Below are 24,180 nucleotides of genomic sequence, written 5' to 3' on the forward strand. Positions count from 1 at the left end.
AAGCCGGGCTTTTTCATGGATGAACACAAAACAAATGTGGGAGCGGGCTTGCTCGCGAATGCGCAGTGTCAGTCGACAAATTCGTCACTGGACCACCGCATTCGCGAGCAAGCCCGCTCCCACATAAAGCAAATTGCGTCAGGTCTGCATATTCCCCAGTGGCGGCAACTTCGCCAGCTTCAACGCCACCAGCAACGCGCCAATCAGCAGCGCGACGATAAACCCGCCAATCCCGTTCCACCCGGCAAAGTGCCAGAAAAACCCACCCGCCGTCCCGGCAATGCTCGACCCCACGTAATAGCAAAACAGGTACAGCGACGACGCCTGCCCCTTGGCTTTCACCGCGCGACGGCCGATCCAGCTGCTGGCGACCGAGTGGGCGCCGAAGAACCCGAAGGTGAACACCAGCATGCCCGGTACCACCAGCCACAACGGTGTAAACAGGGTCAGGGCCATACCAGCGAGCATCAGCACGATGGTGCCCCACAGCACACGACGGCGACCGAGGCGGTCGGCCAGGGAGCCGATCTTGGCCGAGCTGTAAATGCCCGAGAGGTACACCACTGACAGCAGGCCGACCACCGCCTGGCTCAGCTCATAAGGGGAGGCCAGCAGGCGATAGCCGATGTAGTTGAACATCGTCACGAAGGCGCCCATCAGCAGGAAGGCTTCGAGAAACAGCCACGGCAGGCCGGCGTCCTTGAAGTGCATGACGAAGCCATCCACCAGGCTGCGCGGCTTGAGGCTGCTGGCGCGGAAGTTGCGCGATTCGGGGAGGATCTTCCAGAACACCGTGGCCGCGATCAACGCCAGGGCGCCGATGATCAGCATTGCAGTATGCCAGCTGACAAAATCGATCAACACGCCGATGATCAGGCGCCCACTCATGCCGCCAATCGCGTTGCCGCCGATGTACAGGCCCATGGCCAGGCCGATGTGCTGCGGGTGGATCTCTTCGCTGAGGTAGGTCATGGCCACGGCGGCCAGGCCGCTCAGGGACAGGCCCACCAGCGCACGCATCAACAGAATGCCTTCCCAGCTCGGCATCAAGCCGCTGGCGATGGTGGCCAGCGCCGCACAGAACAACGCGGCAACCATCACCGGTTTGCGCCCCAGCCTGTCGGAGATCGGCCCGGTGACCAGCAGGCCGCAGGCGAGCATCGCAGTGGCGACGGACAGAATCAGGCTGCTTTGCGCGGCATTGATAGAGAACTCGTGGGACAGCGCCGGCATCATCGGCTGCACGCAATACAACAAGGCAAACGTGGCGAAGCCGCCGGAGAACAGCGCCAGCACTGTGCGCATGAACATCGGCGTGCCTTTTTCGATGTACGCGTCGTTGAGCTGCGCCACCACCTCATCGAGGGCTGGGGGCGGGGTGTGTTGGGCAAGTGGAGCAACAGCAGGATTCACGGGGGACCTCGGGGAGGAAAGTCTGCCAGGACTGACAATGCAAAAAAGAATATAGCTGGCTAATGATTCTTTCCAATATATTGTTCGACCTGTTTGATAGGTTTTACGACCTAATGAGGTGTGCATGGAATTACGTCACCTGCGGTACTTCATCGCCGTCGCTGAAGAACTGCACTTCGGCCGCGCCGCGCAGGTGCTGGGCATCTCGCAGCCACCCCTGAGCCAGCAGATCCAGGCGCTGGAACACGAACTGGGCGCACGCTTGTTCGAGCGTACCAATCGTCGGGTCGAGCTGAGTGAAGCCGGGCGCTTGTTCTTGCAAGAGGCACGGCTGGTGCTGGCCCAGGTCGACAAGGCGGCAGATGTGGCGCGGCGTGCGCAGTTGGGGGAACTAGGTGAATTGAAGATCGGCTTCACCTCGTCTGCGCCGTTCAACGCAAGCATTCCCCGGGCGATCTTTGCCTTCCGCCAGGCATTCCCGGCGGTGCATCTGAACCTGCAAGAAATGAGCAGCACCCAAGTGGCCGAGTCGCTGGTGGATGAGTCAATTCAGGTGGGGCTGATGCGGCCGTTGCCCTTGCCCGACTCACTGAACGTGATCGAGTTGATGCGCGAGCCATTAGTCGCGGTACTGAGCGCCGGCCATCCGTTGACCCAAGGCAGCGAGCGCGGCTTGCATCTGGAGCAATTGGCCGAGGAGCCTTTTGTGTTTTTCCCGCGCAGTTACGGCAGCGGCTTGTATGCGCAACTGCTCAACCTGGCCCGCGACGCCGGGTTCAGCCCGCACTTTGCCCAGGAGGCGGGGGAGGCGATGACCATCATTGGGCTGGTGGCGGCGGGGTTGGGGGTATCGGTGCTGCCGGCGTCTTACCAGCGCATCCGCATCGATGGCGTGGTCTATCGCACCTTGCTCGACCCGCAGGCGGTGACGGCGGTGTGGCTGGTGCAGCGCAAGGGCGCGCAAACGCCAATGGCGAAAGGGTTTGTGGAGTTGTTGACGCGTAGGGCCGCTCAATAACCTGTGGCGAGGGAGCAAGCTCCCTCGCCACAGGGGGTCAGTTTTGGGGTGAAGTATTTGCTTGATTCACGCTGTAAGTACGCAACCCCGCCAAAATATCCCGATCCAGCATGCTCACCCAACGGTTGTAGTTGCGATGGATCTTGCCGTCCTTGTAGCCCAGATCGCGGCTGTCGCGGTAGGTGATGGCGTAGCTGTTGCGGGTGTAGCGGATGTCGATGGCGGCGTAGAACTGGCCGCGCACGGTGATCTCGGCCTGCACCAGTTGCGGGCTCAGGCGTTGTACCGTCCACTCGCGTTTTTGCAGGGCGGCGACGACCACTTGTTTCATCTTTTCTTCGCTGACCTGGCTTGTGGCCGGCAACTCGTGCTGGGTGTTGAGCACGGGTTTGCTGGTGCAGCCAGCCGTGGTCAGCAGGGCCAGGGTGATCAGGGTAGCGCGTAGCAGGGAAGACATTCCGTTTTCTCCAGTCGATTAAAAAGTCAGGCCCAGCGGCGGAAGATCAACGAGGTGTTGACGCCGCCGAAGGCAAAATTGTTATTCATCACGTAGTCGTTGTGCATCTGGCGAAAGCCGCCTTGCAGGTAGTCCAGCTCGCCGCATTGCGGGTCGACCGCGTCCAGGTTGAAGGTGTGCACGTACTGGTCACGGTTCATCATCTCGATGCTGAACCACGACTCCAACGCCCCGCACGCACCCAGGGTGTGCCCCAGGAAACTCTTCTGCGAACTGATCGGCATGCGGCTGCCAAACAGGCTGCTGGTGGCCAGGGTTTCAGCGATGTCGCCCTGATCGGTGGCCGTGCCGTGGCCGTTCACGTAGCCGATGGCGGACGGTTCAAGACCTGCGTCTTCCAGGGCCAGCTCCATGGCGCGGCGCATGGTTTTCTGTTCCGGGCGGGTGGTGTGCTGGCCGTCGGCGTTGCTGCCGAAGCCAACCAGTTCAGCGTGAATATGCGCGCCCCGCGCCAACGCGTGCTCCAGTTCTTCCAGCACCAGCATGCCGCCACCTTCTCCGATCACCAGGCCATCGCGGCCGCTGTCGTAGGGGCGCGGGCTGGTTTGCGGCGCATCGTTCTTCAGGCTGGTGGCGTAGAGCGCATCGAACACCATGGCTTCGGTGGGGCACAGTTCTTCCGCGCCGCCGGCGAGCATCAACGGCAGGCGCCCGAACTTGATTGCCTCATAGGCGTAGCCAATGCCCTGGCTGCCGCTGGTGCAGGCGCTGGAGGTGGGAATCAGCCGGCCCGTGAGGCCAAAGAAGATGCTGATATTCGCCGCCGTGGTGTGGGGCATCATGCGTACATAGGAGTTGGCATTGAGCCCCTCGGCCACCGAGTTGAGCAGCATATTGCCGAACGCCTTGATCTCATCGGTGCTGCCGGTGGACGAGCCACAGGCCACGCCCATGCGCCCGTCCTTGATCGACTCGTCACCGAGCAGGCCGGCGTCCTGCAAGGCCTGCTCCGCCGCCCACACGGCCAGGCGCGAGACGCGGCCCATGCTGCGCAGCTGCTTGCGCGTCCAGTGCGCGGGCACGACGAAATCATCGATAGGGCCGGCCAGGCGCGTGTTCAGTTCGGTGAAACGGTCCCACTCGTCCATGCGCCGGATGCCGCTGCGGTTGGCGCGAAAGTTGGCGGCGATGGTGTCCCAGTCGCTGCCCAGGGAGGTCACGCCGGCCATGCCGGTAACGACAACGCGCTTCATCAGCACAGGCCCCCATTCACGGCCAGCACCTGGCGCGTGATATAGCCGGCTTCGGCGGACATCAGGAAATTCACTGCGCCAGCGACTTCTTCCGGCGTGCCCATGCGTTGGGCCGGGATCATTTTCATCAGTTCTTCTACCGGCACGTTTTCATCCAGCATCGCGGTGTCGATCAGGCCCGGCGCCACGCAGTTGACGGTGATCTTGCGCTTGCCCAATTCGATGGCCAGCGCCTTGGCTGCGCCGATCAAGCCGGCTTTTGAGGCGCTGTAGTTGACCTGGCCGCGGTTGCCGATCAGCCCGGACACCGAGGTGATGCACACGATACGCCCGGCGGCGCGGCGCCGAATCATCGGCATCATCACCGGGTGCAGCACGTTGTAGAAACCATCCAGATTGGTGCGCATCACCACATCCCAATCGTCTTCCGACAGGGCAGGAAAGGCGCCGTCGCGGGTCAGGCCGGCATTGAGCACCACGCCGTAATAGGCGCCATGCTGCTCCACATCGGCCTCAAGGATCGCTTTGCACGCAGCGCGATCCGCCACGTCGAACTGTAGCACCCGTGCCTTGCGCCCCAGGGCTTGGACCTCGAGCTGCACCGCGTCGGCTTCGGCACGGCCGCTGCGGCAATGCAGCACGATGTCATGGCCGGCCTGGGCCAGGCGCAGGGCAATGGCGCGGCCGATGCCACGGCTGGAGCCGGTGACCAGTACGGATTCAGTCATGGCGTTTCGTCCTTCGATTCAGCTAAATAGTTGGCCGCCTGGGGCGGTCGAAATACGTTCAAGCGCGCGCTGGCCTGGATGCCGTCGCCGGTGAGGTGGCATTCGAACACACCCATGCCGTTGTCGTCTTCCAGGGAGCGCAGGCCGTGGATATGCAGCTCGGCGCCGGCCGCAAAGTGCTCCACGTTGCACTCGAACTTGCGCGTGCCCAACAGGAAACCCAGCTCCACGGCCTTGCCTTGCTGGCGCGCATGGCAACCGGCATACGCGGCGACGCTTTGCGCCATCAGCTCGATGCCGACCCAAGCCGGCAGGCTGCCGTCAGCGCGGTTGAACAGGCCGCCGGGCTTGACGGTGACGCGGGTGTGAATCTGCTCTTCATCGAACGACAGCACCTGGTCGATCAGGATCATGTCGCCCGCATGGGGCAGCAGTTCGGCAAGTGGCCAATCGATCATGGGGCCTCTGCGATTATCAGGCTGACATTGTTACCGCCGAAGGCAAACGAGTTGCTCATCAGGCAGGGTTTTTTCAGGGTATCGCCGCTGCGCACCCATTGCAGCGCGGGCAGCGCCGGGTCGGGGTGGCCGTCCCATACGTGAGGTGGCAGCAGGCGATGGGTCAGGCTCAGCCAGCAGAACGCGGCTTCCAGGGCCCCCGCCGCGCCGAGGGTGTGGCCGGTCATGGGCTTGGTCGATGAGCAGGCGACGCCGCCGGGAAACAGGCTGGCGACCGCCAGGCTTTCCATGGCGTCGTTGTGTTGGGTCGCGGTGCCGTGCAGGTTCAGGTAGCCGATCTGCTCGGGCGAAAGTTTCGCGCAGGCTAAGGCCTTGCGCATGGCCAGCAACGCGCCCTTGCCACTGGGTTCGGGCGCGGAGATGTGGTGCGCGTCGCAACTGGCGCCGCTGCCCAGCAAGGCGATGGGCGCCGGCTCGCGGCTCATCAGGAACAGCGCCGCCGCTTCACCGATATTGATGCCGTTGCGGTTCACCGAGAACGGATTGCAGCGCTCGGCAGACACGGCTTCCAGCGCGGTAAACCCGTTCAGCGTCAGCTTGCACAGGCTGTCCACGCCGCCGCAGATCACTGCATCGCACACCCCCAGGTCCAACAGGCGCTGGGCGCTCATCAATGCACGGGCGCTGGAGGTGCAGGCGGTGGAAATCACATAAGCCGGGCCGCTCACCTTCAACCAGTCGGCGAGGAAGTTGGCCGGGGCGCTGAGTTCCTGTTGCTGGTAGTTGTAGTCGGCGGGGAACTGCGTGTTCTGCAGGTAATGGGCAATGCCACGGCTGGCTTCGTCAATGCCCGAGGTGCTGGTGCCGAGCACAACCCCGACCCGGCCAGGGCCGTAGGTCTGGATGGCCTGACGAATCTCATCCTCAATCTGCAGCGCCGCTTCCAGCAGCAACTGGTTATTGCGGCTGCTTTGCTCGGCCAGCTCCGGGGGCAGGCTTGCCAGCTCGCCCTGTACGGCGGCCACCGGCACCACGCGCTCCGGCACCCAGCCGCTTTCGGCGCGCATGCCTGAGCAGTCGCCGGCAAACAGGTTGCGGCTGACTTGCGCCTGGCCACGGCCAAGGGCGCAGATCACGCCTAGGGCATTGAGGTAGGCCGTCATCGGCTCACACCCAGCGGGCTGATGCGATAACTCAATGGCGGGTCGGCCATGTTCACGCGGAACACCTCGGAAGACTGATAAACAATCTGCCAGTGGCCCGGCAGTGTGCGCGTCAGGTCCATCGCCTGGGCAGTCGGATACAACGCCGGTACGTCACCGGGTGCGGTCAGGGCAAACAGCAGCGCGGCAAACAGCGTGCGCGCCTGGGGGTTGGGCGGCAGCAAGCCGTCGGCCTGCCACTGCCCGTCGAGCAGTTTTTGCCGGGCCAGGGGAATGCCCAGCGGGTCCATCATCGACCAGCGAAGCGCTTGGCCTTCGCGCTGGATCACCAGCAGCCAGTCCTGGCTCTGGCCGTCTGCCAGGCGCTGCACATGCAATTGCATCGGCAAGGCCAGGGCCGGCATTTTTTCCGGCAGCGGCGCCTGGCTGGCGCAGGCGCCGAGCAGCAACAGGCAACTTATCAACAGCAGGCGCATCATGGGGCCGCATTCTCCACAGGTTTACGCGCTACGCAGTTGACCAGGGTTTCCTCGCGCTGGCCCACCGGCGGCGCCTTGCGCAGGCCCCAACGTTCCAGCAGGCCGAAGTCGCTGGAACGGCTCCACCACAAGTAGGGGTACGAAACGTTCTGTGCGCCGAACTCAAAGCCCTGCTCGCGCAGCATCTGCAAGTACTCTTCGGCGCTCTTTTGCACATGCATCGGGTGGCGGAACAACCAGCGAATCACCCAGGTGTCGATGTAGGCTTCGGTGGATTCGGCAAACAGCAGATAGCCGCCCGGCTTGAGCACCCGATAGAACTCCGTGAGTGCGCGATGTTGCTCCACCAGATGATGGAAGGTCTGGTGGCAGAACAGGATATCCACACTGGCATCCGGCACGTTGAGGGTCGCGCAGTCGCTGCCGATCAGTTCGACGTCCAGCCCCAGGCGCGCAGCTTCTTCGCGGCTCAGTGCCAGGCTGTGGGGGTCGGCATCCAGGCCGATCAGGCGCGCAGGTGCAAACACCTGATGCAGCAACTGGAAGGATTTGCCCTGGCCGCAACCGGCATCCAACAACACCGGCGCCACCGGCAGCGGCTCGCTGAACAGGCTGCGCAGGTCGTTGATCGCCACGCGCAACACGTGATGCTGCCAGGTGTGGCTGCGCAGGAACCAGAAGCCGAACTTGGTTTCTTCGACGTAGTTTTGACTCAGGTAGTTTTTTTCAACGCCTGGGCTGCTCATACCGGCTCACTCGCACAGATTTCCGACAGCATCCGCAACCGCCGTTTCGGCTCGCTGACAAACGGGTTGCGTTCATCCCACGCGTAACCGGCCAGGATCGAGCTGATCATGCGGCGAATCTCCGGTGAACTGCCAGGATGGAAAATCACGTCCTGGAACGTGCCCGCATACCAGCCTTCGACGTAGCAACGGAAGGTATCGACACCGCGTTTGAGCGGCTCGGCAAATTCGGTTTGCCAGTCCACCGTTTCGCCGCTCAATTGGCGGTGCAGCACCCCTGCTGCCATGCTCGCCGAACGCATGGCAATGGTCACGCCGGAGGAGAACACCGGGTCGAGGAATTCCGCCGCATTGCCCAGCAGCGCAAAGCCTGGGCCGTGCAGGGTTTTGACGTTGGCCGAGTAGCCGCCGATGGTGCGCGCCGGGGTATCCCACACGGCATTTTGCAGCACGCCGGACAGGCTTGGGGTTTGCTCGATAAAGCCGCGCAGGCAGGCGTCGAGGTCGCTGCCCGCGGCCTCGAAATGCTCCTTGGCCGCGACCACGCCCACCGAGCAACGGCCGTTACTGAACGGGATGGTCCAGAACCAGATGTCGCGCTTGGTCGGGTGAGTGGTCACCAGTATTTTGCTGCGGTCAAAGCCTGGGTGTTCGATACGGTCTTCGACGTGAGTGAACACGGCCTGGCGCAGCGGGAAATTCGACGGTGCTTCCAAGTCCAGCAGGCGTGGCAACACGCGGCCATAGCCGCTGGCATCGAGCACGAACCTGGCCTTGAGGTGGTACTCGCTGCCATTCTCGCGGCGCACATGCAGGTACCGGCTCTCGGCAGAAAAATCCACGCCGACGATGGTTTGGCCATAGCGGATTTCCACGCCTTGCAACGCGGCCTGGTCGGCCAGCAACTTGTCGAACTCGCCGCGCTGCACCTGGAAGGTGGTGGGCTTGCCGTTGCTGAAGGTGTCGCTGAAATCAAAAGCACTGTAGCGCTCGCCCCAGGCGAAGGCCGCGCCGGTTTTTACCTGGAAGCCAGCCGCTTGCACCGCGTCGAGCATGCCGGCTTCTTCGATAAAGTCGATGCAGTGCGACAGCAGGCTTTCGCCAATCGAGAAGCGCGGGAAATGCTCGCGCTCGATGATCAATACATCATGCCCTTTGCGCTTTAACAGCGCGGCCGCGATGGCACCGGAAGGCCCGGCACCGATCACCACCACCTGGCGACGTTCCATTTCAACTGTGGGCACGAGGGCTCCTTGCCGCATGGGCGCTAATCACATTCATAAGGCGTGTTTCTGCCGGCCAGCCCAGGGCGCCAGCATAAAGCTGAACGCCAGGCCCAGGCTGACCGACAAGCCGAAATTACTCACGGCCGGTGTACTGGAGACCGCCAGCAGGCCGAACGACAACCAGGTCGTCAGTGCCGCCAGCAGTGTTCCCAACAGGCTGACGGCGGGGCCGCCGATCTGCTCGCGCATCAAAATCGCATAGTCAACGCTGATGGCTGTGACCAGCAATAGGCCAAATAGGCTGAACAGGGTCAGTGGCTGGCCGAGCCAACCGAGGCTGGCCAGGCTGCACAGTGCGGCCAGCAGCGGCAGGGCGACGATACGCACGGCACCGCCAAAGCCGAAGGGCGCAATCAGTAACAGCACGATCAGCACGCACGACAGCAACTTCAATTCGGCAGCGCTGATCTGCGTGTCGGCAAACACCCGGTTCAAGTCACCCAGGCGATCCACCAGTTGCACGCCGGGCAAGTCCAGTGCCTGCACCCGCAGCAACGCCGGGTTGTTCAAGCCTTGCAGGCTGACCATGGCCGCCACGCCGCCGTCCACCGGGCCGAGCCACAGCGTGCGCCAGGGCTCGGCCAGCGGGCCTTGCAGTGCGGCGTCGATGTCTGCGGTAGGCAGCGCCTGCAACTGCGCCACTTCGGTTTGCAGGGCACTGAGGGGCACGCCGAGGTCCAGTAGCGGTTGCCAGTGTGGCGCCAGGTTGTTCAGCGCGTCGCGCAGCTGTTGTTGCTCGTCGGGGAGGTTGACCAGTTGATTGAGCGCCAAATAGCCCTGGAGCTTGTCCATCTGCACCAACTGGTCCAAGCGTTTGCCCAAGGCGGCCTGGCGCTCCAGCAACTGCTGCTGATTGTCCGCTCGCACCAGGAAAAACTGGCTGGTGGGCTGGAACCCGGTGATGCGCGCCACGGCCTGGGCTTCGTGCAGCAACTGCGGTGGCGCACCGATCCATTGGCGGATATCGTTTTTAGTGTTCAGTTGCCACAGGCCCGCCGCGCAGAACAGCAGCACCCACACCAGCAGCACCGAACTGGGCACGCGTTTGAGCAGGGCGGTGCGTAGCTGCCATAAGCTTTGGGCGACACGCAGCGGCCATTGCGCCGGGCGCAGTTCCACGCCCTTGAGCAGCGCGGGCAACAGGCACACGGCACACAAATAGGCACCGACCAAACCAGCAGCCGAGAACACCGCAATCTGGGTCAGCGCCGGGAACGGCGTCCAGGCCAGCGCCAGGTAGCCGATAGCACTGGTGGCCAGGCTCAGGCTCAGCCCTGGCAGGGTCAGGCGCAACGCCGGCCAACTGCGCCACGGCTGCAGGCTCCAGCTTTTGGACAGGTAATGCAGCGGGTAATCCACTGCCACGCCGATCAGGCTGGAACCCAGCACCAGGGTCATCACATGCATATGCCCAAACAGCGCCACACATGCCACCGCGCCAAACAGCATGCCCACCAGTACCGGCACGAATGCCAGCAACACCCGCCAGCGTCGGAACGCCAGCAGCAGTAATAACAGGATGCCCAGGGTGGCGCCGCCGCCGACCCAGGTCATTTCCCGAGTGGCCTGCTGTTGCCCGTTGGCCGCATACAGCAAACCGCTGGCGGCGAGCAGTTGCGCGCCGTGTGCGCTGGCTTGCTCGCGGCTGGCCTTCAGCAAGTCCGCCACTTGCAGCGGCAGCTTCATGTCGAAGGCGTTGCCGGTGGTGCGCGCCCGCAGCAGCACCCAGCTTTTGCCGTCGGCATCGGCGATCAAGGCGCCGCTGCCGATGTCCATTTGCACCGCGCCGTGTTGCGGCTGGCTGTTCTGGATGCGCCCGGTGAGGCCGAGCCAATCGTCCTGGCTGGGCACCAGGCTGAAGCCGGTGAAGGGGTCGAATAGCGATTGCACACGTTGCTGGATGAACGCGTCCGGCTGTTGGATCAGTTGCTCGCGGTCTTTGGCTGAGAGCATCGACAAGCGCCCGCGCAGCAGTTGTTCGCGCAACGCTGGCAAGTCGGCTTGCAGGTTCCACTGCACCTTTTCAAACAGGCCGCTGGCCTGCCAGCGCTCACCCAGTTGCTGCGCCACGGCCACCGCTTGCTGGCGGTCGGCATGCCCCACCAGCACCAGCATTTCGCGGTTGAGCGGCTCTTGCATGCGCTGTTCGGCTCGCAGCTCCAGGGCGTCTGGCGTGCTGCCAGGCACCAGCTCCATCAGGTTGGCCGACAACGGCGCGCCATCACGCCACTGCCAGCCGGCCAGGGCCAGCACGGCCACCAGCAGGGTCAGGAACAGGCGCGGCAGCAGGCGCTCACTGGGCAAAGTCGTGTTGCTCCGCATCGCTCAACGGCTGGTCGGCGGTACTGTCCTGCATGCGCAGCAGCGTGCTGTCGCCTTGGGTTTCCAGCAGTTCAATGCTGTGCACCAGCGCGCCGCCGTCGATAGTGATCTGGGTGAACACTTGCTTGAGCAGCAGCGAACGCGGGGTCAGCGTCAGCTTCCACTGTTGGGCCTCGCCTTGCAGTTGCAGGTCGAAGTCGCGTTGCAGGCCACTGCTGTCGCCCTGCAGTACCGCCAGGAACAAACGATTCTGTTCGGCGCCGGCACTCTTGTTTGGCAGTAATTGCCAGCCATTGGCGTCGCGGCGGGCAATGCCTTGGGCTGTAATGCGGTAGTCCTGTTGCAGCGGGGTTTTCAGCAGCCACAGCAGGCCGTGATCCTTGGCGAGCACGAAGGTGCCTTTGCTCACCAACGGCTGGGGCAGGGCGCGCAGGTGTTTTTCCTGGGTGAAGTGGCCGTGGATCACGGAGGGTTTGGCAAGCTGATCACTCAACTGCTGCAGGTCAAAGGCGTGGGCACTGAAGCTCAACAACAACGCCGCCACTGTAGGAGCGAGCTTGCTCGCGAAAAACCTGAGGGCCCCACGGGGTGTAAGGTGGCCCGCGTTATCGTTGGCGATCTTCGCGAGCAAGCTCGCTCCTACAGGGGGGCTCATTTCAGGGCTCTCTCTACGGCGTCGGTGAAGACTTTGGGCGAGGCCAGTTGCATCTCGCGGCTGGCGATTTGCACCGCCACTTGCACGGTGCTGGCGCGGGTCAAGCGCTCGCCGCTGGCCAGGTCGGTAATCAGGTAGTTCACCTTCAAACGGTTCTCCCATTCCACCAGGCTGGCGCGCACGTTGATCGTCTGGCCGAAGGTCGCGCCGCGCACATAGCGTAGCTGCATGTCGATCACCGGCCACGCGTAGCCGGCTTCGAGCATCGCCGTGTAGTTATGGCCGATCTTGTCCAGTAACGCACAGCGCGCCACCTCCAGGTACTTCACGTAATGCCCGTGCCACACCACGTTCATGGTGTCGATGTCAAAAAACGGCACGAGGATTTCAGTGTCGCTGTGCAACACGCCGGGGCTACGCATGCAGCCTCCAGTGTTGCGCGGCGATGCGTTGCAGGCACAGGCGCAGTTCGCCTTCCAGGGCGCGGTCTTCGATGACCGGCGCAAAGTCCTGGGCCAGCTCCGCGTGCATCGCGGCCAGTGCTGGTGGCAGTGGCCGGGCATCCTCGGCCTGGGCGCGCAGCCACACGCCTTGGTTGGCGGCGAGCAAGGTGGCGGCGGCAACCTGTTCGGTCAGCTCCAGCACGCGGATCGCATCGCGGGCAGCGATGGTGCCCATGCTCACTTTGTCCTGGTTGTGGCACTCGGTGGAGCGCGAGAACACGCTGGCCGGCATGGTGTTCTTCAGTGCTTCGGCGGTCCAGGCGCTGGTGCCGATCTGCACGGCCTTGAAGCCATGGTTGATCATTGCACGGTCAGCCGGGGCGCCCGAGAGGTTGCTCGGCAGGCCATGGTTGTAGCGCACGTCCACCAACAGTGCGAGCTGGCGGTCGAGCAGGTCGGCAACGTTGGCGACCAGGGTCTTGAGGCTGTCCATGGCGAAGGCGATATGCCCGCCGTAGAAGTGCCCACCATGCAGCACACGTTCTTCTTCGGCATCGATGATCGGGTTGTCGTTGGCGCTGTTCAGTTCGATCTCGATGAACGCGCGCAGCCAGTTCAGGCTGTCCGCCAATACGCCGAGCACATGGGGCGCGCAGCGCAGCGAATAACGGTCTTGCAGGCGATGCAGCGGTGCGGTGGGCGCGTCGATGGCCAGGTCCTTGCGCAGCCATGCGGCGACTTGCATCTGCCCAGGGTGCGGCTTGGCGGCGAACAGGCGCTCGTCGAAGTGTTCCGGGTTGCCTTGCAGCGCCACCACATTGAGGGCGGTGATGCGCGTGGCCAGTTGCAACAGGTAGTCGGCGCGGGCAAAGGCCAGGCAGGCCAGGCCAGTCATCACGGCGGTGCCGTTCATCAGTGCCAGGGCTTCCTTGGGCCGCAGTACCAGCGGCTCCCAGCCCAGTTCGCGGTGTACGTCGGCTGCCGGGCGGCGTTCGCCGCGGAACAGCACCTCGCGCTCGCTGGACAAGGTCGCGGCCACATAAGACAGCGGCGTCAGATCACCGCTGGCGCCCACCGAGCCTTCTTCCGGGATCAGTGGCAGCACATCGTTTTCGAGGAAGGCATGCAGGCGCTCCAGCAGCTCCACGCGAACACCCGACACGCCATGGCACAGCGACTGCAAACGCGCTGCCAACACGGCGCGGGTGGCTTGAGCGTCAAGCAATTTGCCCAGGCCGCAACCGTGAAAGGTGTACAGGTGACGCGGCAACGCTTCGACGTGTTCCAGTGGCACCGCCACCACGCAGGAGTCGCCGTAGCCGGTGGTCACGCCGTAGATCACGCCTTCCTTGTCCAGCAGCGAGTCGAGGAACTGCGCGCCCTTGGCGATGCGTTGGCGGTACGCGGCATCGTCCTGCAGGCGAGTGGGCACCTGGCGGTTGGCCAGGGCCAGCACGTCTTCGATGCGCAGGGGGCGTTCACCAAAGGTGATGGGCTCAAGAGGCGTCGTCATCAGTCTTCCAGAAAGGGTAAAAGTTGAACCATTGTTGGGGCGCTTGCAGGCAGAACTGGCCCAGGCGTGCGGCGTATCGGGCGGCCCACACAGCGATGACCTGCTCGCGGGTGCTGCGCTTCCATTCGATCAAATCGGCAAAGGGCTCGATAGTCAGGCGATAGCGACCCTGGTGCTTGAGGCACATCAGCAGATTGACCGGGCATTTGAGCAAGCCTGCCAGCAGCCATGGGCCTTGGGGGAATGCCGCCGTATGGCCGAGGAAGTCCACGCGCACCGTGCGCCCGCCGTGCAGCGGGATGCGGTCGCCGGCAATCGCCAGCCACTCGCCGTCGTCCAGGCGCTGGCTGAGCAGCAGCATGGTGGCCGGGTCCAGTTCACTGACCTGGATCAGGCGTAAATGGGTCGCGCCGGCCTCGCCCAGCAGGCGGTTGAAACGCTCGGCGTGTTTGGTGTGCACCAGTACATTCATGGTGACCTGTTCACCAATCTCCGCCAGGGCGCGGCACACTTCCAGGTTGCCCAGGTGCGCGCCCACCAGCATCTGCCCGCGCTCGCCACGCAGTTGGCTGCGCAACTGCGCCGGGTCGTTGATCTCGATTTGCTCCAGGCGCAGCTTGCCGTTCCACACGTCGAGCTTGTCCAGCAGCGAATCGGCAAAAGCCATGAACTGGGCAAAGACGGTGCGGTGGCTCGGCAGCAGGTCATCGCGCCCGCTCCACTGCGCCAGGCGCTGCTGGTATTGCCAGGCGCTGTGGCGCGCGGTGCGGCCGAACAGGAAGAAGTAAAACACGATGCTGTAGAGCAACGGGCTCAACAGGCGACGGCCGAGGACTTTGACCGCGACCGCAGTGAATTTCATCAGCCAGAAGCTGCCGCGTTCCTCGCGGTCGGCCCAGTGCTTGGTGCTGTCGTTCATGCTTGCCACCGTCGCCACAGGATCATCGGCGCGCGCACCAGCATGCCGAAGAACAACCGCGTGTGCATGGCGCTGATGCGCAGGTTGTCGCGCAACAAGCGAAAGTGCGACAGGCCATCGGCGGGGTAATGCACCTGGGTGGGCAGCCAGCGCATGGGCTGGTTGCGCCAGGCCAGGCGTACCAGGATGTCCGAGTCGAAATCCATGCGCGTGCCGATGTAGGCCGAGTCCATCAGCGCCAGGGTCGGCGCCAGTGGGTACACGCGAAAGCCGCACATCGAGTCGCGAATCTCAAGCGACAGGGTGTTGATCCACACCCACACGTGGGTCAGGTAACGTGCGTAAAGGCGGCCCTTGGGCACGCTGTCGTCGTATTCGGGGTAGCCGCAGATGACGGCGTCGGGATGCTGGCGTGAGGTGTGGATAAAGGTCTCGACTTCGCGCAGGTCGTGCTGGCCGTCGGCGTCCACTTGCAGGGCGTGGGTATAGCCCAGGCGCGCCGCTTCGCGGAAACCGGCCATCACGGCACCGCCCTTGCCCTGGTTGCTGGGCAGGGTCAGCAGGGTGACGTTTTCCAACGTCGCCAGGTGCGCCAACACCGCTGCGCAGGCGGCGCTGCTGCCATCGTCCACCAGCAGGCACGGCAGGCCGCTTTTCAGCACACTGTGGACCACGGCTGGCACGGCGGCTTCGTGGTTGTACACCGGGATTAAAGCGCAGGGGTTATGCATGATGGGGGGCACCTGATACACCGGGCCGCCTGCATCGCAGGCAAGCCAGCTCCCACATTGGACTTGCTGTGCTCATAAGATTGTTGGCCGACACCGAACCAGTGTGGGAGCGGGCTTGCCCGCGATTGAGCACGAAGCGCTCAAATGGCCTATGCATGCGCGGCCTCCAGCACTATCCGGCCACTGGAGCACGCTGCAACTCCATTACGATAGGCAAAGTACAGCTTGCTACGCTCCCGATCGAAGCGCAGGTGCAGTTCGATGTGATCGCCCGGGCGTACCAGTTGCTGGAACTTGAGCACTTCCATGCCGGCGAACCGGGTGGGCAGGTCGAGCAATTGCTGGCCCAGGTTGAACGCCCATTCCACCTGCACCATCCCTGGCAATACCGGGGTGACCGGGAAGTGCCCGCTGAAATAGGCCAGGTCCGGTGGGATGCTCAGTTGCAAGGTCCATTCACCTTCGGTTTCGACTTGCGCCAACACCTCCGGGCTTTTGGGGCGCGGCGCCAGCAACAAAGCTTCGATATCGGCCTGGGGCAGCTTGCCCTGGCTGTTCAGCGGCAATTGGCGCAGCAAACGCCAGCGGCGCGGCAAGGCCAGGGCTTCGCAATGTTGGCTCAAGTGCTGGCGCAGGGTTTGGGTGAGGGTGCGGCGCCCCTGGTTGCGCAGCGCATGCAGCCCCGCGTCGCTGAGCACCACAACGGCGCCCAGGGACGCACGGTTTTCCTGCACCACGCCCAGGCGGGTGTCGGCCACCCATTCATGGGCGATCAGCGCCTGTTCCAGCATCGGCAGGGAGATGCGTTTTTCTTCCAGCTTGACGATACGGTCCAGGCGGCCCAGCAGTTCAAACCGGCCATCGGCATGGATGCGTGCGGCGTCGGCGGTTTGTTCGATATGCCCTGCGGGCAGGTATGGCGAGGCGATGCGCAGTGCTCCTTCAGCATCCTGGCTCAGTTGCACATCGGCAAACGGCTGCCAGGGTTGCGCGCCCTGACGCCAGGCGATACCGCCGGTTTCCGAGCTGCCGAGGATTTCTGTGGGCCATTGCTGCAAGCGGTCGTAGAGGCTGCCGGCCGCGTCAACCGGCAGCGCGCCACCGGAGGAAAACACCCGGGCAACCTGGCTCAGTGCCGGCCAGTCGAGGTTGTCGCCCATGCGCTTGAGCAGCGCAGGGCTGGCCACCCAGGCAAATTGTGGGTGCTCACGGCTGGCGCGCTGCATGTCTTCGGGGAACGCCAGTTGCTTGCGCACAAAGGTGCGGCCGGCGCACAGCGGCCACAACACGCGAAACAGCAAGCCGTAGATGTGCTGGGTGGCGACGCTGCCGATGATGCAGGCGCCTTTGAGGTCTGCGCCCCACAGCGCTTCCAGTGCCTCTACTTCATTGGTCAACTGGCGCAAGGACTTGTCGATGCGCTTGGGCTCGCCGCTGGAGCCGGAGGTGCACAGGCTCAGTTGGCAGCTGTCCAGGTCGAGGGCGGCGGCGCTCAAGGGCGCTTGATACAGCGCGTCCAGGTCGCTGGCGCCCACCAGCCAGGCATCCACGGCAGCGGCCCAGCGTTGGCGCGTCTGGGGTTGCAGGTCGGCGGGCAGCAGCACGCTCGCACCGGCCCGCCAGGCGCCCAGCAGCGCAATCGCCAGCAGCCCGGCGTCTTCCAGGTGCACGGCCAGGCGCCGGATGCCCCGGGCCTGCAAGCCTGCGGCGAGGCTCAAGGAGCGCTCGCACAGTTGCGCGTGATTAATGGCGGGCTCGGTAGTCACCCCACGATCCTGCAGTGGCTCAAGCAGCAAGTGCTCAAGTTTCAACCCTTTCATACGCGGCCTCGAACCCTTTGTCGTACCAGCCATTCCACGGCAAACAACAGGCCCATCAACCCGTAGGCGATCAGGCCGTTGTACAACGTCCACCAACTCAGCGGCGCCCACAAAGTGAGCGCGGCGGCGAGCAGGCCATTACAGAGAAAAAACACACTCCACACCAGGGTGACCTGGCGGGTATACACCACCGCGTGGGGCGGCAGGTGCGGGTCGGTCATGCGCGCCAGGCGCTCGACCATCGGCGGGCCGTATTTCAGGCTCAGGCCGAACAGCGCCAGCATGAACGCGCTGACCAGGCTCGGGTACCAGCGCAGCCACTGCGGGTTATCGAACCAGGCCAGCGCCAGGCAAAACACGATCACCACCACCGCCATCCACCGGCTGCCCGGGCGCTGCGCAGCGGTGAGCGCGCGCAACAGCCACAGGCTGCCCAGCAATAAACCGAACTGCCACGGTGCAAAGTGCTCGGTGCCGTAATACACCGCGAAGGGGTACAGCAGCCCCGCCAATAACAGGCCAAGGCCGATCAGCCGGCTCATGCGGCGGGCTGGACCAGACGGTACACCGCCTCTACCACGTCGTTCACGGTACGTACCGCCTTGAACTCTTCGGCGGCAATTTTCTTGCCGGTCTGGCGCTTGATGTGGTCGATCAAGTCCACGGCGTCGATGCTGTCGATTTCCAGGTCCTGGTACAGGTTGGCGTCCAGGGTGACGCGTTCCGGGGGCAGTTCAAACAGTTCCACCAAGGCGTCGCGCAGGGTGTTGAAGATATCGTCACGAGTTTGCATGGTACGGTCTCAAGCTGCCTGTCGGGCCGTGACGAACGCCGCAAGGCTGGCCACGTTGGTGAAGTGATTGCGGGTGTCCTTGGCGTCGGCATCAATTTTGATGCCGTAGGTTTTCTGGATCGCCAGGCCCAATTCCAGGGCATCGACCGAGTCCAGGCCCAGGCCTTCGCCAAACAGGGTCTGGTCGCTGCCAATATCCTCGGCGCTGATGTCTTCCAGGCCCAGGGCCTCGATAATCAGCGTCTTTATGTCGTGCTCAAGGCGGTGTTGGTCGCTCATCTTCGGCGAGCTCCTTAATGAAATAGTGATGCAGGTGATCGTTGAGCTTGCGTGAAGCCTGGGGCGCGGCGCCGAGCGCGGCGAACGCCTGTGGTTCTATATCGGCGCCCACGCGCAAACTGAAGTGAAATCGACGGTGGGGGATGCGATACCAGGGTTCGGCCTTGGTCAGGGTGGTGGGGCTGACCTTGATCACCACCGGCGTGATGATTGTCGCACCGCGTAGCGCAATGGCCGCACCGCCGCGATGAAAGGCCGGCGCCGCGCCCGGTGTGGTGCGGGTGCCTTCGGGAAAGATGATCAGCGTTTGGCCGGCGCGCAGGGCGTCGGCTGCGGCATCGAGCATGTCGGCGCTGCCGTCGTTGCTGATGTAGCCGGCATCGCGTACCGGGCTGCGCGTGAACGGGTTCTGGAACAGGCTCTGCTTGACCACGCAGTTGGTCTGGCGCATCAGGCCGATCAGGAACACCACGTCGATCAGCGACGGGTGGTTGGCGACGATCATCTGGCCAGGGCGGCCAAGCTTTTCGGCACCCTCGACGCTGTAGGTGAGAATGCCCAGGCCCTTCATCAGGCGAATGAAAAACCAGAACAGGCAACTGATGGTGTGGCGTGCGCGCCGTTGGTGCTGGGTGGCGTCGCCCGGCAGGCAACTGAGCAGCGGAAACACCAGCAAACGCAGGCACAGCCCGCCGATGCCAAACAGGCAAAAGCTGAGGGCCGTGGCGAACAGGCGCCAGTAATAGGCCTGCCGTGGCTTGTGGGTCAGGGCTTGCGTTGCCAGTTCCATACTCGGTTCTTCCAGGCATGTTGGCAGGCGCCCTGATCGGTCAGCAGGGTGCGCAGCAGGTTCAGGGCGTGGGGCCACTGGGTTTGAGTGAGTTGGACAGTGCCGGTGGTGAGTTCCAGTTGCCACTCGTCGCCCGGCGTGAGCAACAGGCCGAGGGCGTAGGGAAAGGGCACATCCGTGATCCAGCTGGCATAGGCTTGGGGCGGTTGTTCTTCGGTGATCACCAGCAACACGGCGGGGGCGCCTTCGTTGAGCAACGCGGCGGCTTCGAGCAGGCCGTGTTCGAGGCCATCGCCGGCGGCGGCGAGGGCGGTCATCTCGCTGGTCTCATTGCGCAGGATCGACCACAGGCCGATCACCGCGTTATGCACCGACAGGCTGAACTGAGTGGGCGACAGCGGCTGCTCGTTGGCCAGGTCGCTGAGGATGTCCAGGGTGCGCGGGGTTTCGCCGTGGCGGGAAATGAACACCAGCGGCAGGTCTTCAAAGCCCTCGGCCAGCGGCCAGCCGACGCTGAACGCCATGCGCGCCAGCCGGCTCAAGCGGCGGCGCTGCATCGCTGGCAAAAATGACACATCGGGGGACGCTTCGCTGACAGGCGGCAACACCGGGTCCCGGCACCAGGCTTGCCAGTCGTCCGCACTCTCAAGGCCAGGAGCCCAGGCGCGCCATTGGGCGATGTTGAAGTTGATCACTGAGAAGTTATCCCGCCCCTGCGGGCTTCCATGTGCGGCCAATGGCCCCGGATTCCGGGACAGGGAGCAATGGCCGAATGGCGCGCATTATCCCGGTGCCGTGGGGTTCTAGCAAATAGTGGTGAAAGTTTGTTCACTATTGATCACAAATTAAGTTGGAAGAACTTACAGATTATCGGCGAGCGAAGGCCGGACTCGATCGTTGCGCTGTTTCCATTCATTTGTGAGCCAGACAGCGCGCAAGGATGAACGAGGTAGCTAACCGGCGCTTTTGCGCTCTACACTCGGGGGATTCATTGATACACGGAGGTTTTTCCATGCGGCGCGTGGTGTTCAATCAAAAAGGCGGCGTGGGCAAGTCCAGCATCGCCTGCAACCTGGCGGCGGTCAGCGCCAGCGAAGGTTATCGAACCCTGTTGGTGGACCTCGATGCACAGGCCAACTCCACTCAGTACCTCACCGGGCTGACGGGTGACGACATCCCCATGGGGATCGCGGATTTTTTCAAGCAAACCCTGTCGACGGGGCCGTTTTCGAAGAAAAACCGGGTAGATATCTACGAAACGCCCTTCGACAACCTGCACGTGATCACCGCCACCCCGGAACTGGCCGACCTGCAGCCCAAGCTTGAGGCCAAGCACAAGATCAACAAGCTGCGAAAGCTGCTGGATGAATTGAGCGAGGATTACGACCGCATCTATCTGGATACGCCTCCAGCACTGAATTTTTATGCGGTTTCGGCGCTTATTGCCGCTGATCGAGTGCTGATCCCCTTCGATTGCGACAGTTTTTCGCGCCAGGCGCTGTATGGCCTGCTGGCTGAGATCGAAGAGTTGAAGGATGACCATAACGAAGGCCTGGAAGTGGAAGGCATTGTGGTCAACCAGTTCCAGGCCCGGGCGAGCCTGCCGCAGCAGATTCTCGATGAGTTGATTGCCGAAGGGCTGCCGGTACTGCCGGTGTACCTGGCCAGCTCGGTGCGTATGCGTGAGTCGCATCAGGAGAGCAAGCCGCTGATTCATTTGGACCCACGGCATAAGCTGACGCAGCAGTTCGTAGACCTGCATAACTTGCTGGAAAACGCCTGACCCAACAGGCAACACCGAACACTGTGGGAGCTGGCTTGCCTGCGATGGCATCACCTCGGTGTACCAGGCAGACCGAGTCGCCTGCATCGCAGGCAAGCCAGCTCCCACAGTTTGGATTGCATTTCGGCAGGTGAGTTGGATTTGTCCCACAGGGTCTGTAGGAAGGGTCTGGCAATTGGGCTTGTGCCTTGTAACCTTGCCTACAGCTACGCCAGAATCCGCCGGCTTGTGCGTCTGGATGGGCGTCTCTAAGGTTTGCCGGTCGCTGAATGTTCAGTGATCGGGTTTAGTAGCCCGACCGACCAAAGCATGTGCAACTGCTCCAAAAGCATGGCGTTTATCGCCTACCTGATGGTGGCTGTGCGCAGGGCACCTTCGGGTGCGCCGGTCTTTGCTTTGTTCCCCGGTCTACTAACCTGCGTACAGCTGCCACCCTTCGTTTAGTAGCGAAACGGTAGTGGCCCTATCAGGGAACAAATGCATGTCTATCCGTCTTTTCAATGTTTCACCCAACCTCCCCACCGAAACCCTCGTGCTCAACAGCTACGAAACCTTCTCCTCGGTGCGCACCTTGCTGCTTAACCTGTCCAACGACCTCACCGGCGAACACCGCGACGTAGCGCTGGCCATCCACCGGTTAAGCGAACTGGGCGTCATGCTGGTCAGCCAGATGATGGACCGCGAAGCCCCGCTGACCTGAAGCTCAAATGCATTCAATGTGAGAACTGGCTCGCCTCTGTAGGAGCGAGCTTGCTCGCGAAAAACGTCAACGATAACGCGTGTTTGCTGAATGAACGCGGCGCCTGTAAGTTTTTCGCGAGCAAGCTCGCTCCTACAGAGGCAAGCCAGCTCCCACATTGACCGAGTTGATGGCGGGGGATGTTTACACCCCCTGGCTACGCAACCAACTCATCAACTGCGGCAACGGGAATGCCCCACTCTGGCGCGCCACTTCGCGGCCGTTCTTGAACAGAATCAAACTGGGAATCGAGCGAATCCCCAGCTGCGCCGACAGTTGCTGGTTAGCTTCACTGTCCAGCTTCGCCAGCCGGCACTTGCCTTCCAACTGCCCGGCGGCCTGTTCGAATACCGGCGCAAACGACTTGCACGGCCCGCACCAGTCGGCCCACACATCGACCAAAAGCGGCAGGTCGCCCTTGATCTGGCTGGCATAGTCACCCTGTTTCAAATCAAAGGGTTTGCTCAGCAACACCGGCTGCTTGCAACGCCCGCACTTGGGCGCGTCACCCAGGCGTTCGCCGGGGATGCGGTTGAGGCCGTTGCAATGTGGGCAGGGGATTACAAGAGGTTCGGACATCGGGGGCTCCTTGGGGGCGGCTATTGGCTTCAATCTGGTGTCGGCAACGCGGTTTATCAACACTCGATAAAAGGACAAAACATGAACGACGCTCTGAAACTGGCCATTGAGCATTGGCCTTACGTTGCAACGCTGCTGCGCAAACCCCAAACCGAAGATGATTATGGCGCCTTGGTCGAGGCGATTGATGAGCTGCTCGATATCACAGGAGAAGATGAAGACCATCCAATGAGTGGGCTACTGGACATCATTTCTGACTGGGTGGAGGCCTATGATCTGGAGCGTCAGCGTATGCCTCAGATCTGATGAGCCTACTCACCGCAGAATAATCCGACCGTCTTTAGGACTTACGACGAACAACTAATCTCCAAATGCTTGCCCCAATCCGGCGGCCGTTGCGCGTACTGCTCCATCCCCGCTTGCTCCTCAAACGGCCGGGTCAGCACGTCATGCAGCCGCCGCACTTCGCTGTAGTCGCCGGATTCGGCGGCGGCGATGGCGTTTTGGGCCAGGTAGTTGCGCAGGATGTAGAGCGGGTTGACCGCGTGCATGCGCTCACGGCGCTGTTCCTGGGGGTAATCCCCGTCCCGCGCAACGCGGGCCTTGTACTGCTCGGCCCAGGTGTCAAAGCCGGCCATGTCGACAAAGTCATCACGCAGTCGCGTCACGGCCAGTGCAGCGGGTTCATCGCCCAGGCGTCGGAAGAACAGTGTGTAGTCCACGCCGCTGTTCTGCATCAGCTTGAGCAAGCGTTCCACCAGCTTCTGGTCGTCGTCTTCGGCGGTGGTCAGGCCCAGGCGGCGGCGCATCAGGTCCAGGTAGTGCGCCTGGTACAGCGGCAGGTACAGGCCCAGGGCTTCCTTCAGCGCGTCAACGCTGATGAACGGCGTGAGCGCCTGGGCCAGCGCGCTGAGGTTCCACTGCCCGATCGGCACCTGGTTGCTGAAGGAGTAGCGGCCTTCATGGTCGGAGTGGTTGCAGATGAAGTGCGCGTCAAAATCATCCAGAAACGCGAAAGGCCCGAAGTCGAAGGTAATGCCCAGGATCGACATGTTGTCGGTGTTCATCACGCCGTGGCAAAAGCCATAGGCCTGCCACTTGGCGATCATTTCGGCATTGCGTTCGACGATTTCGCGGAACATCGCCAGGTAAGGCTCGGGTTGCTCGCGGCACTCGGGGTAGTGCAGGTTCAACACGTGCTCGGCCAGCTCGGCCTGCTGCTCGGGTTTCTTGGTGTAGTAGAAGTATTCGAAGTGCCCGAAGCGGATATGGCTGGGGGCCAGGCGCAAAACCATCGCTCCGCGTTCCTGTTTCTCCCGCCATACCGGCGTGCTGGACCCGATCACGCACAGAGCACGGCTGGTGGGGATGCCCAGCGCATGCAGGGCTTCGGAGGCGAGGAATTCACGAATGGAAGAGCGCAACACCGCCCGCCCGTCGCCCATGCGTGAGTAAGGCGTCATCCCGGCGCCCTTGAGGTGCAAATCCCAATGCTCGCCGGCCTCGTTATAGACCTCGCCCAGCAATAACCCGCGGCCATCGCCCAGTTGCGGGGTATAGCCGCCGAATTGATGCCCGGAATACACCATCGCCCGTGGTTCTGCCTCGGCCCACAGCTTATGGCCGCCGAACAGCTCGGCAAATACCGGCGTTTGGGCCACGGCCGGGTCGAGGTCGAGCAGGGCCATGGCGGCCTTGCTCGCGACGACCAGGCGCGGCTCGTCGAGGGGCTCGGGCAGTACGTGGGTCGAGAATGCGTCGCCCAGGCGTGCGAAGCGGTTGTCGAAGGTCAGTTCGTCGAGGGCTTTCACCG

Annotated in this window: 27 protein-coding genes; 4 read left to right on the forward strand and 23 right to left on the reverse strand. The window is 63.0% G+C overall.

The features are described from left to right. Nucleotides 1–138: 138 nt before the first annotated feature. A complete protein-coding gene (locus HU731_RS18140) occupies nt 139–1,356 on the reverse strand; it encodes an MFS transporter (protein ID WP_437180738.1) in 1,218 nt (405 codons plus the stop codon). Nucleotides 1,357–1,537: 181 nt separating this feature from the next. On the opposite strand from HU731_RS18140, the gene HU731_RS18145 reads away from it, so the two are divergent. After that, nucleotides 1,538–2,431 (forward strand): LysR family transcriptional regulator, encoded by an 894-nt coding sequence (locus tag HU731_RS18145; RefSeq protein WP_186606468.1) that lies wholly within the window; start codon nt 1,538–1,540, stop codon nt 2,429–2,431. Between the two features lie 37 nt (nt 2,432–2,468). Here the strand turns inward: HU731_RS18145 and HU731_RS18150 are convergent, their stop codons facing one another. The 20 genes from HU731_RS18150 to HU731_RS18245 form a co-directional block, all read right to left on the reverse strand. Next, nucleotides 2,469–2,888 (reverse strand): ApeA family protein, encoded by a 420-nt coding sequence (locus HU731_RS18150; RefSeq protein WP_186606469.1) that lies wholly within the window; start codon nt 2,886–2,888, stop codon nt 2,469–2,471. A 26-nt stretch (nt 2,889–2,914) separates the two neighbouring features. Beyond that, complete coding sequence (locus HU731_RS18155; RefSeq protein WP_003187928.1) at nt 2,915–4,141, reverse strand: beta-ketoacyl-ACP synthase; 1,227 nt, start codon at nt 4,139–4,141, stop codon at nt 2,915–2,917. After that, a complete protein-coding gene (fabG, locus tag HU731_RS18160) occupies nt 4,141–4,869 on the reverse strand; it encodes a 3-oxoacyl-ACP reductase FabG (protein WP_186606470.1) in 729 nt (242 codons plus the stop codon). Before fabG ends, HU731_RS18155 begins: the two co-directional genes overlap by 1 nt. Then, on the reverse strand, nt 4,866–5,327 hold the full coding sequence (locus tag HU731_RS18165; protein WP_044270738.1) for a hotdog family protein: 462 nt from the start codon (nt 5,325–5,327) through the stop codon (nt 4,866–4,868). The genes fabG and HU731_RS18165 overlap by 4 nt, the downstream gene beginning before the upstream one ends. After that, nucleotides 5,324–6,490 carry a beta-ketoacyl-[acyl-carrier-protein] synthase family protein gene (locus HU731_RS18170; protein WP_186606471.1) on the reverse strand — a complete coding sequence of 389 codons (1,167 nt, stop codon included), beginning with the start codon at nt 6,488–6,490 and terminating at the stop codon, nt 5,324–5,326. The genes HU731_RS18165 and HU731_RS18170 overlap by 4 nt, the downstream gene beginning before the upstream one ends. Further along, nucleotides 6,487–6,969, reverse strand: coding sequence for a hypothetical protein (locus tag HU731_RS18175; protein ID WP_186606472.1), 483 nt, complete (start codon nt 6,967–6,969; stop codon nt 6,487–6,489). The genes HU731_RS18170 and HU731_RS18175 overlap by 4 nt, the downstream gene beginning before the upstream one ends. Then, a complete protein-coding gene (locus HU731_RS18180) occupies nt 6,966–7,715 on the reverse strand; it encodes a class I SAM-dependent methyltransferase (protein ID WP_186606473.1) in 750 nt (249 codons plus the stop codon). The genes HU731_RS18175 and HU731_RS18180 overlap by 4 nt, the downstream gene beginning before the upstream one ends. After that, complete coding sequence (locus tag HU731_RS18185) at nt 7,712–8,959, reverse strand: NAD(P)/FAD-dependent oxidoreductase (protein ID WP_186606474.1); 1,248 nt, start codon at nt 8,957–8,959, stop codon at nt 7,712–7,714. The genes HU731_RS18180 and HU731_RS18185 overlap by 4 nt, the downstream gene beginning before the upstream one ends. 33 nt (nt 8,960–8,992) lie before the next feature. After that, nucleotides 8,993–11,323: an ApeM family transporter gene (locus HU731_RS18190; RefSeq protein WP_186606475.1), complete on the reverse strand. Its 2,331-nt coding sequence runs from the start codon at nt 11,321–11,323 to the stop codon at nt 8,993–8,995. Then, nucleotides 11,295–11,978, reverse strand: coding sequence for an outer membrane lipoprotein carrier protein LolA (locus HU731_RS18195; protein WP_069556723.1), 684 nt, complete (start codon nt 11,976–11,978; stop codon nt 11,295–11,297). Before HU731_RS18195 ends, HU731_RS18190 begins: the two co-directional genes overlap by 29 nt. Next, the gene (locus HU731_RS18200; protein ID WP_054896218.1) at nt 11,975–12,400 is read right to left on the reverse strand and encodes an acyl-CoA thioesterase; all 426 of its coding nucleotides are present in this window, start codon (nt 12,398–12,400) and stop codon (nt 11,975–11,977) included. The genes HU731_RS18195 and HU731_RS18200 overlap by 4 nt, the downstream gene beginning before the upstream one ends. Further along, entirely contained in the window at nt 12,393–13,934 is a 1,542-nt protein-coding gene (locus HU731_RS18205) for an HAL/PAL/TAL family ammonia-lyase (protein ID WP_186606476.1), read from the reverse strand. The genes HU731_RS18200 and HU731_RS18205 overlap by 8 nt, the downstream gene beginning before the upstream one ends. Next, complete coding sequence (locus HU731_RS18210) at nt 13,918–14,853, reverse strand: lysophospholipid acyltransferase family protein (RefSeq protein ID WP_138761710.1); 936 nt, start codon at nt 14,851–14,853, stop codon at nt 13,918–13,920. Before HU731_RS18210 ends, HU731_RS18205 begins: the two co-directional genes overlap by 17 nt. Continuing rightward, entirely contained in the window at nt 14,850–15,584 is a 735-nt protein-coding gene (locus HU731_RS18215; protein ID WP_186606477.1) for a glycosyltransferase family 2 protein, read from the reverse strand. The genes HU731_RS18210 and HU731_RS18215 overlap by 4 nt, the downstream gene beginning before the upstream one ends. A 149-nt stretch (nt 15,585–15,733) precedes the next feature. Then, nucleotides 15,734–17,404, reverse strand: a complete 1,671-nt coding sequence (locus HU731_RS18220; RefSeq protein ID WP_186606478.1) for an ApeI family dehydratase — start codon at nt 17,402–17,404, stop codon at nt 15,734–15,736. Beyond that, complete coding sequence (locus HU731_RS18225; RefSeq protein WP_047712413.1) at nt 17,401–17,946, reverse strand: COG4648 family protein; 546 nt, start codon at nt 17,944–17,946, stop codon at nt 17,401–17,403. The genes HU731_RS18220 and HU731_RS18225 overlap by 4 nt, the downstream gene beginning before the upstream one ends. After that, the gene (locus HU731_RS18230) at nt 17,943–18,197 is read right to left on the reverse strand and encodes an acyl carrier protein (RefSeq protein ID WP_003187949.1); all 255 of its coding nucleotides are present in this window, start codon (nt 18,195–18,197) and stop codon (nt 17,943–17,945) included. The genes HU731_RS18225 and HU731_RS18230 overlap by 4 nt, the downstream gene beginning before the upstream one ends. 9 nt (nt 18,198–18,206) lie before the next feature. After that, nucleotides 18,207–18,476 (reverse strand): ApeE family acyl carrier protein, encoded by a 270-nt coding sequence (locus HU731_RS18235; RefSeq protein WP_186606479.1) that lies wholly within the window; start codon nt 18,474–18,476, stop codon nt 18,207–18,209. Then, entirely contained in the window at nt 18,454–19,266 is an 813-nt protein-coding gene (locus HU731_RS18240; protein WP_186606480.1) for a lysophospholipid acyltransferase family protein, read from the reverse strand. The genes HU731_RS18235 and HU731_RS18240 overlap by 23 nt, the downstream gene beginning before the upstream one ends. Continuing rightward, nucleotides 19,242–19,961, reverse strand: a complete 720-nt coding sequence (locus HU731_RS18245; protein WP_186606481.1) for a beta-ketoacyl synthase chain length factor — start codon at nt 19,959–19,961, stop codon at nt 19,242–19,244. The genes HU731_RS18240 and HU731_RS18245 overlap by 25 nt, the downstream gene beginning before the upstream one ends. A 317-nt stretch (nt 19,962–20,278) precedes the next feature. Between HU731_RS18245 and HU731_RS18250 the strand changes: the two genes are divergently transcribed. Further along, nucleotides 20,279–21,049: a ParA family protein gene (locus tag HU731_RS18250; RefSeq protein WP_034125599.1), complete on the forward strand. Its 771-nt coding sequence runs from the start codon at nt 20,279–20,281 to the stop codon at nt 21,047–21,049. A 481-nt stretch (nt 21,050–21,530) separates the two neighbouring features. Next, nucleotides 21,531–21,749, forward strand: coding sequence for a DUF6124 family protein (locus HU731_RS18255; RefSeq protein ID WP_186606482.1), 219 nt, complete (start codon nt 21,531–21,533; stop codon nt 21,747–21,749). 183 nt (nt 21,750–21,932) lie between these two features. Here HU731_RS18255 and trxC read toward each other — a convergent pair whose 3' ends face one another. After that, entirely contained in the window at nt 21,933–22,367 is a 435-nt protein-coding gene (trxC, locus tag HU731_RS18260; RefSeq protein WP_056782711.1) for a thioredoxin TrxC, read from the reverse strand. Nucleotides 22,368–22,448: 81 nt separating this feature from the next. Here trxC and HU731_RS18265 point away from each other — a divergent pair, with 81 nt between their 5' ends. Further along, a complete protein-coding gene (locus tag HU731_RS18265; RefSeq protein WP_032893914.1) occupies nt 22,449–22,673 on the forward strand; it encodes a hypothetical protein in 225 nt (74 codons plus the stop codon). A gap of 41 nt (nt 22,674–22,714) precedes the next feature. Here HU731_RS18265 and selO read toward each other — a convergent pair whose 3' ends face one another. Next, complete coding sequence (gene selO / locus HU731_RS18270) at nt 22,715–24,178, reverse strand: protein adenylyltransferase SelO (RefSeq protein ID WP_186606483.1); 1,464 nt, start codon at nt 24,176–24,178, stop codon at nt 22,715–22,717. Nucleotides 24,179–24,180 lie beyond the last annotated feature (2 nt).

Source organism: Pseudomonas salmasensis, from assembly GCF_014268375.2.
Lineage (GTDB): Bacteria > Pseudomonadota > Gammaproteobacteria > Pseudomonadales > Pseudomonadaceae > Aquipseudomonas > Aquipseudomonas salmasensis.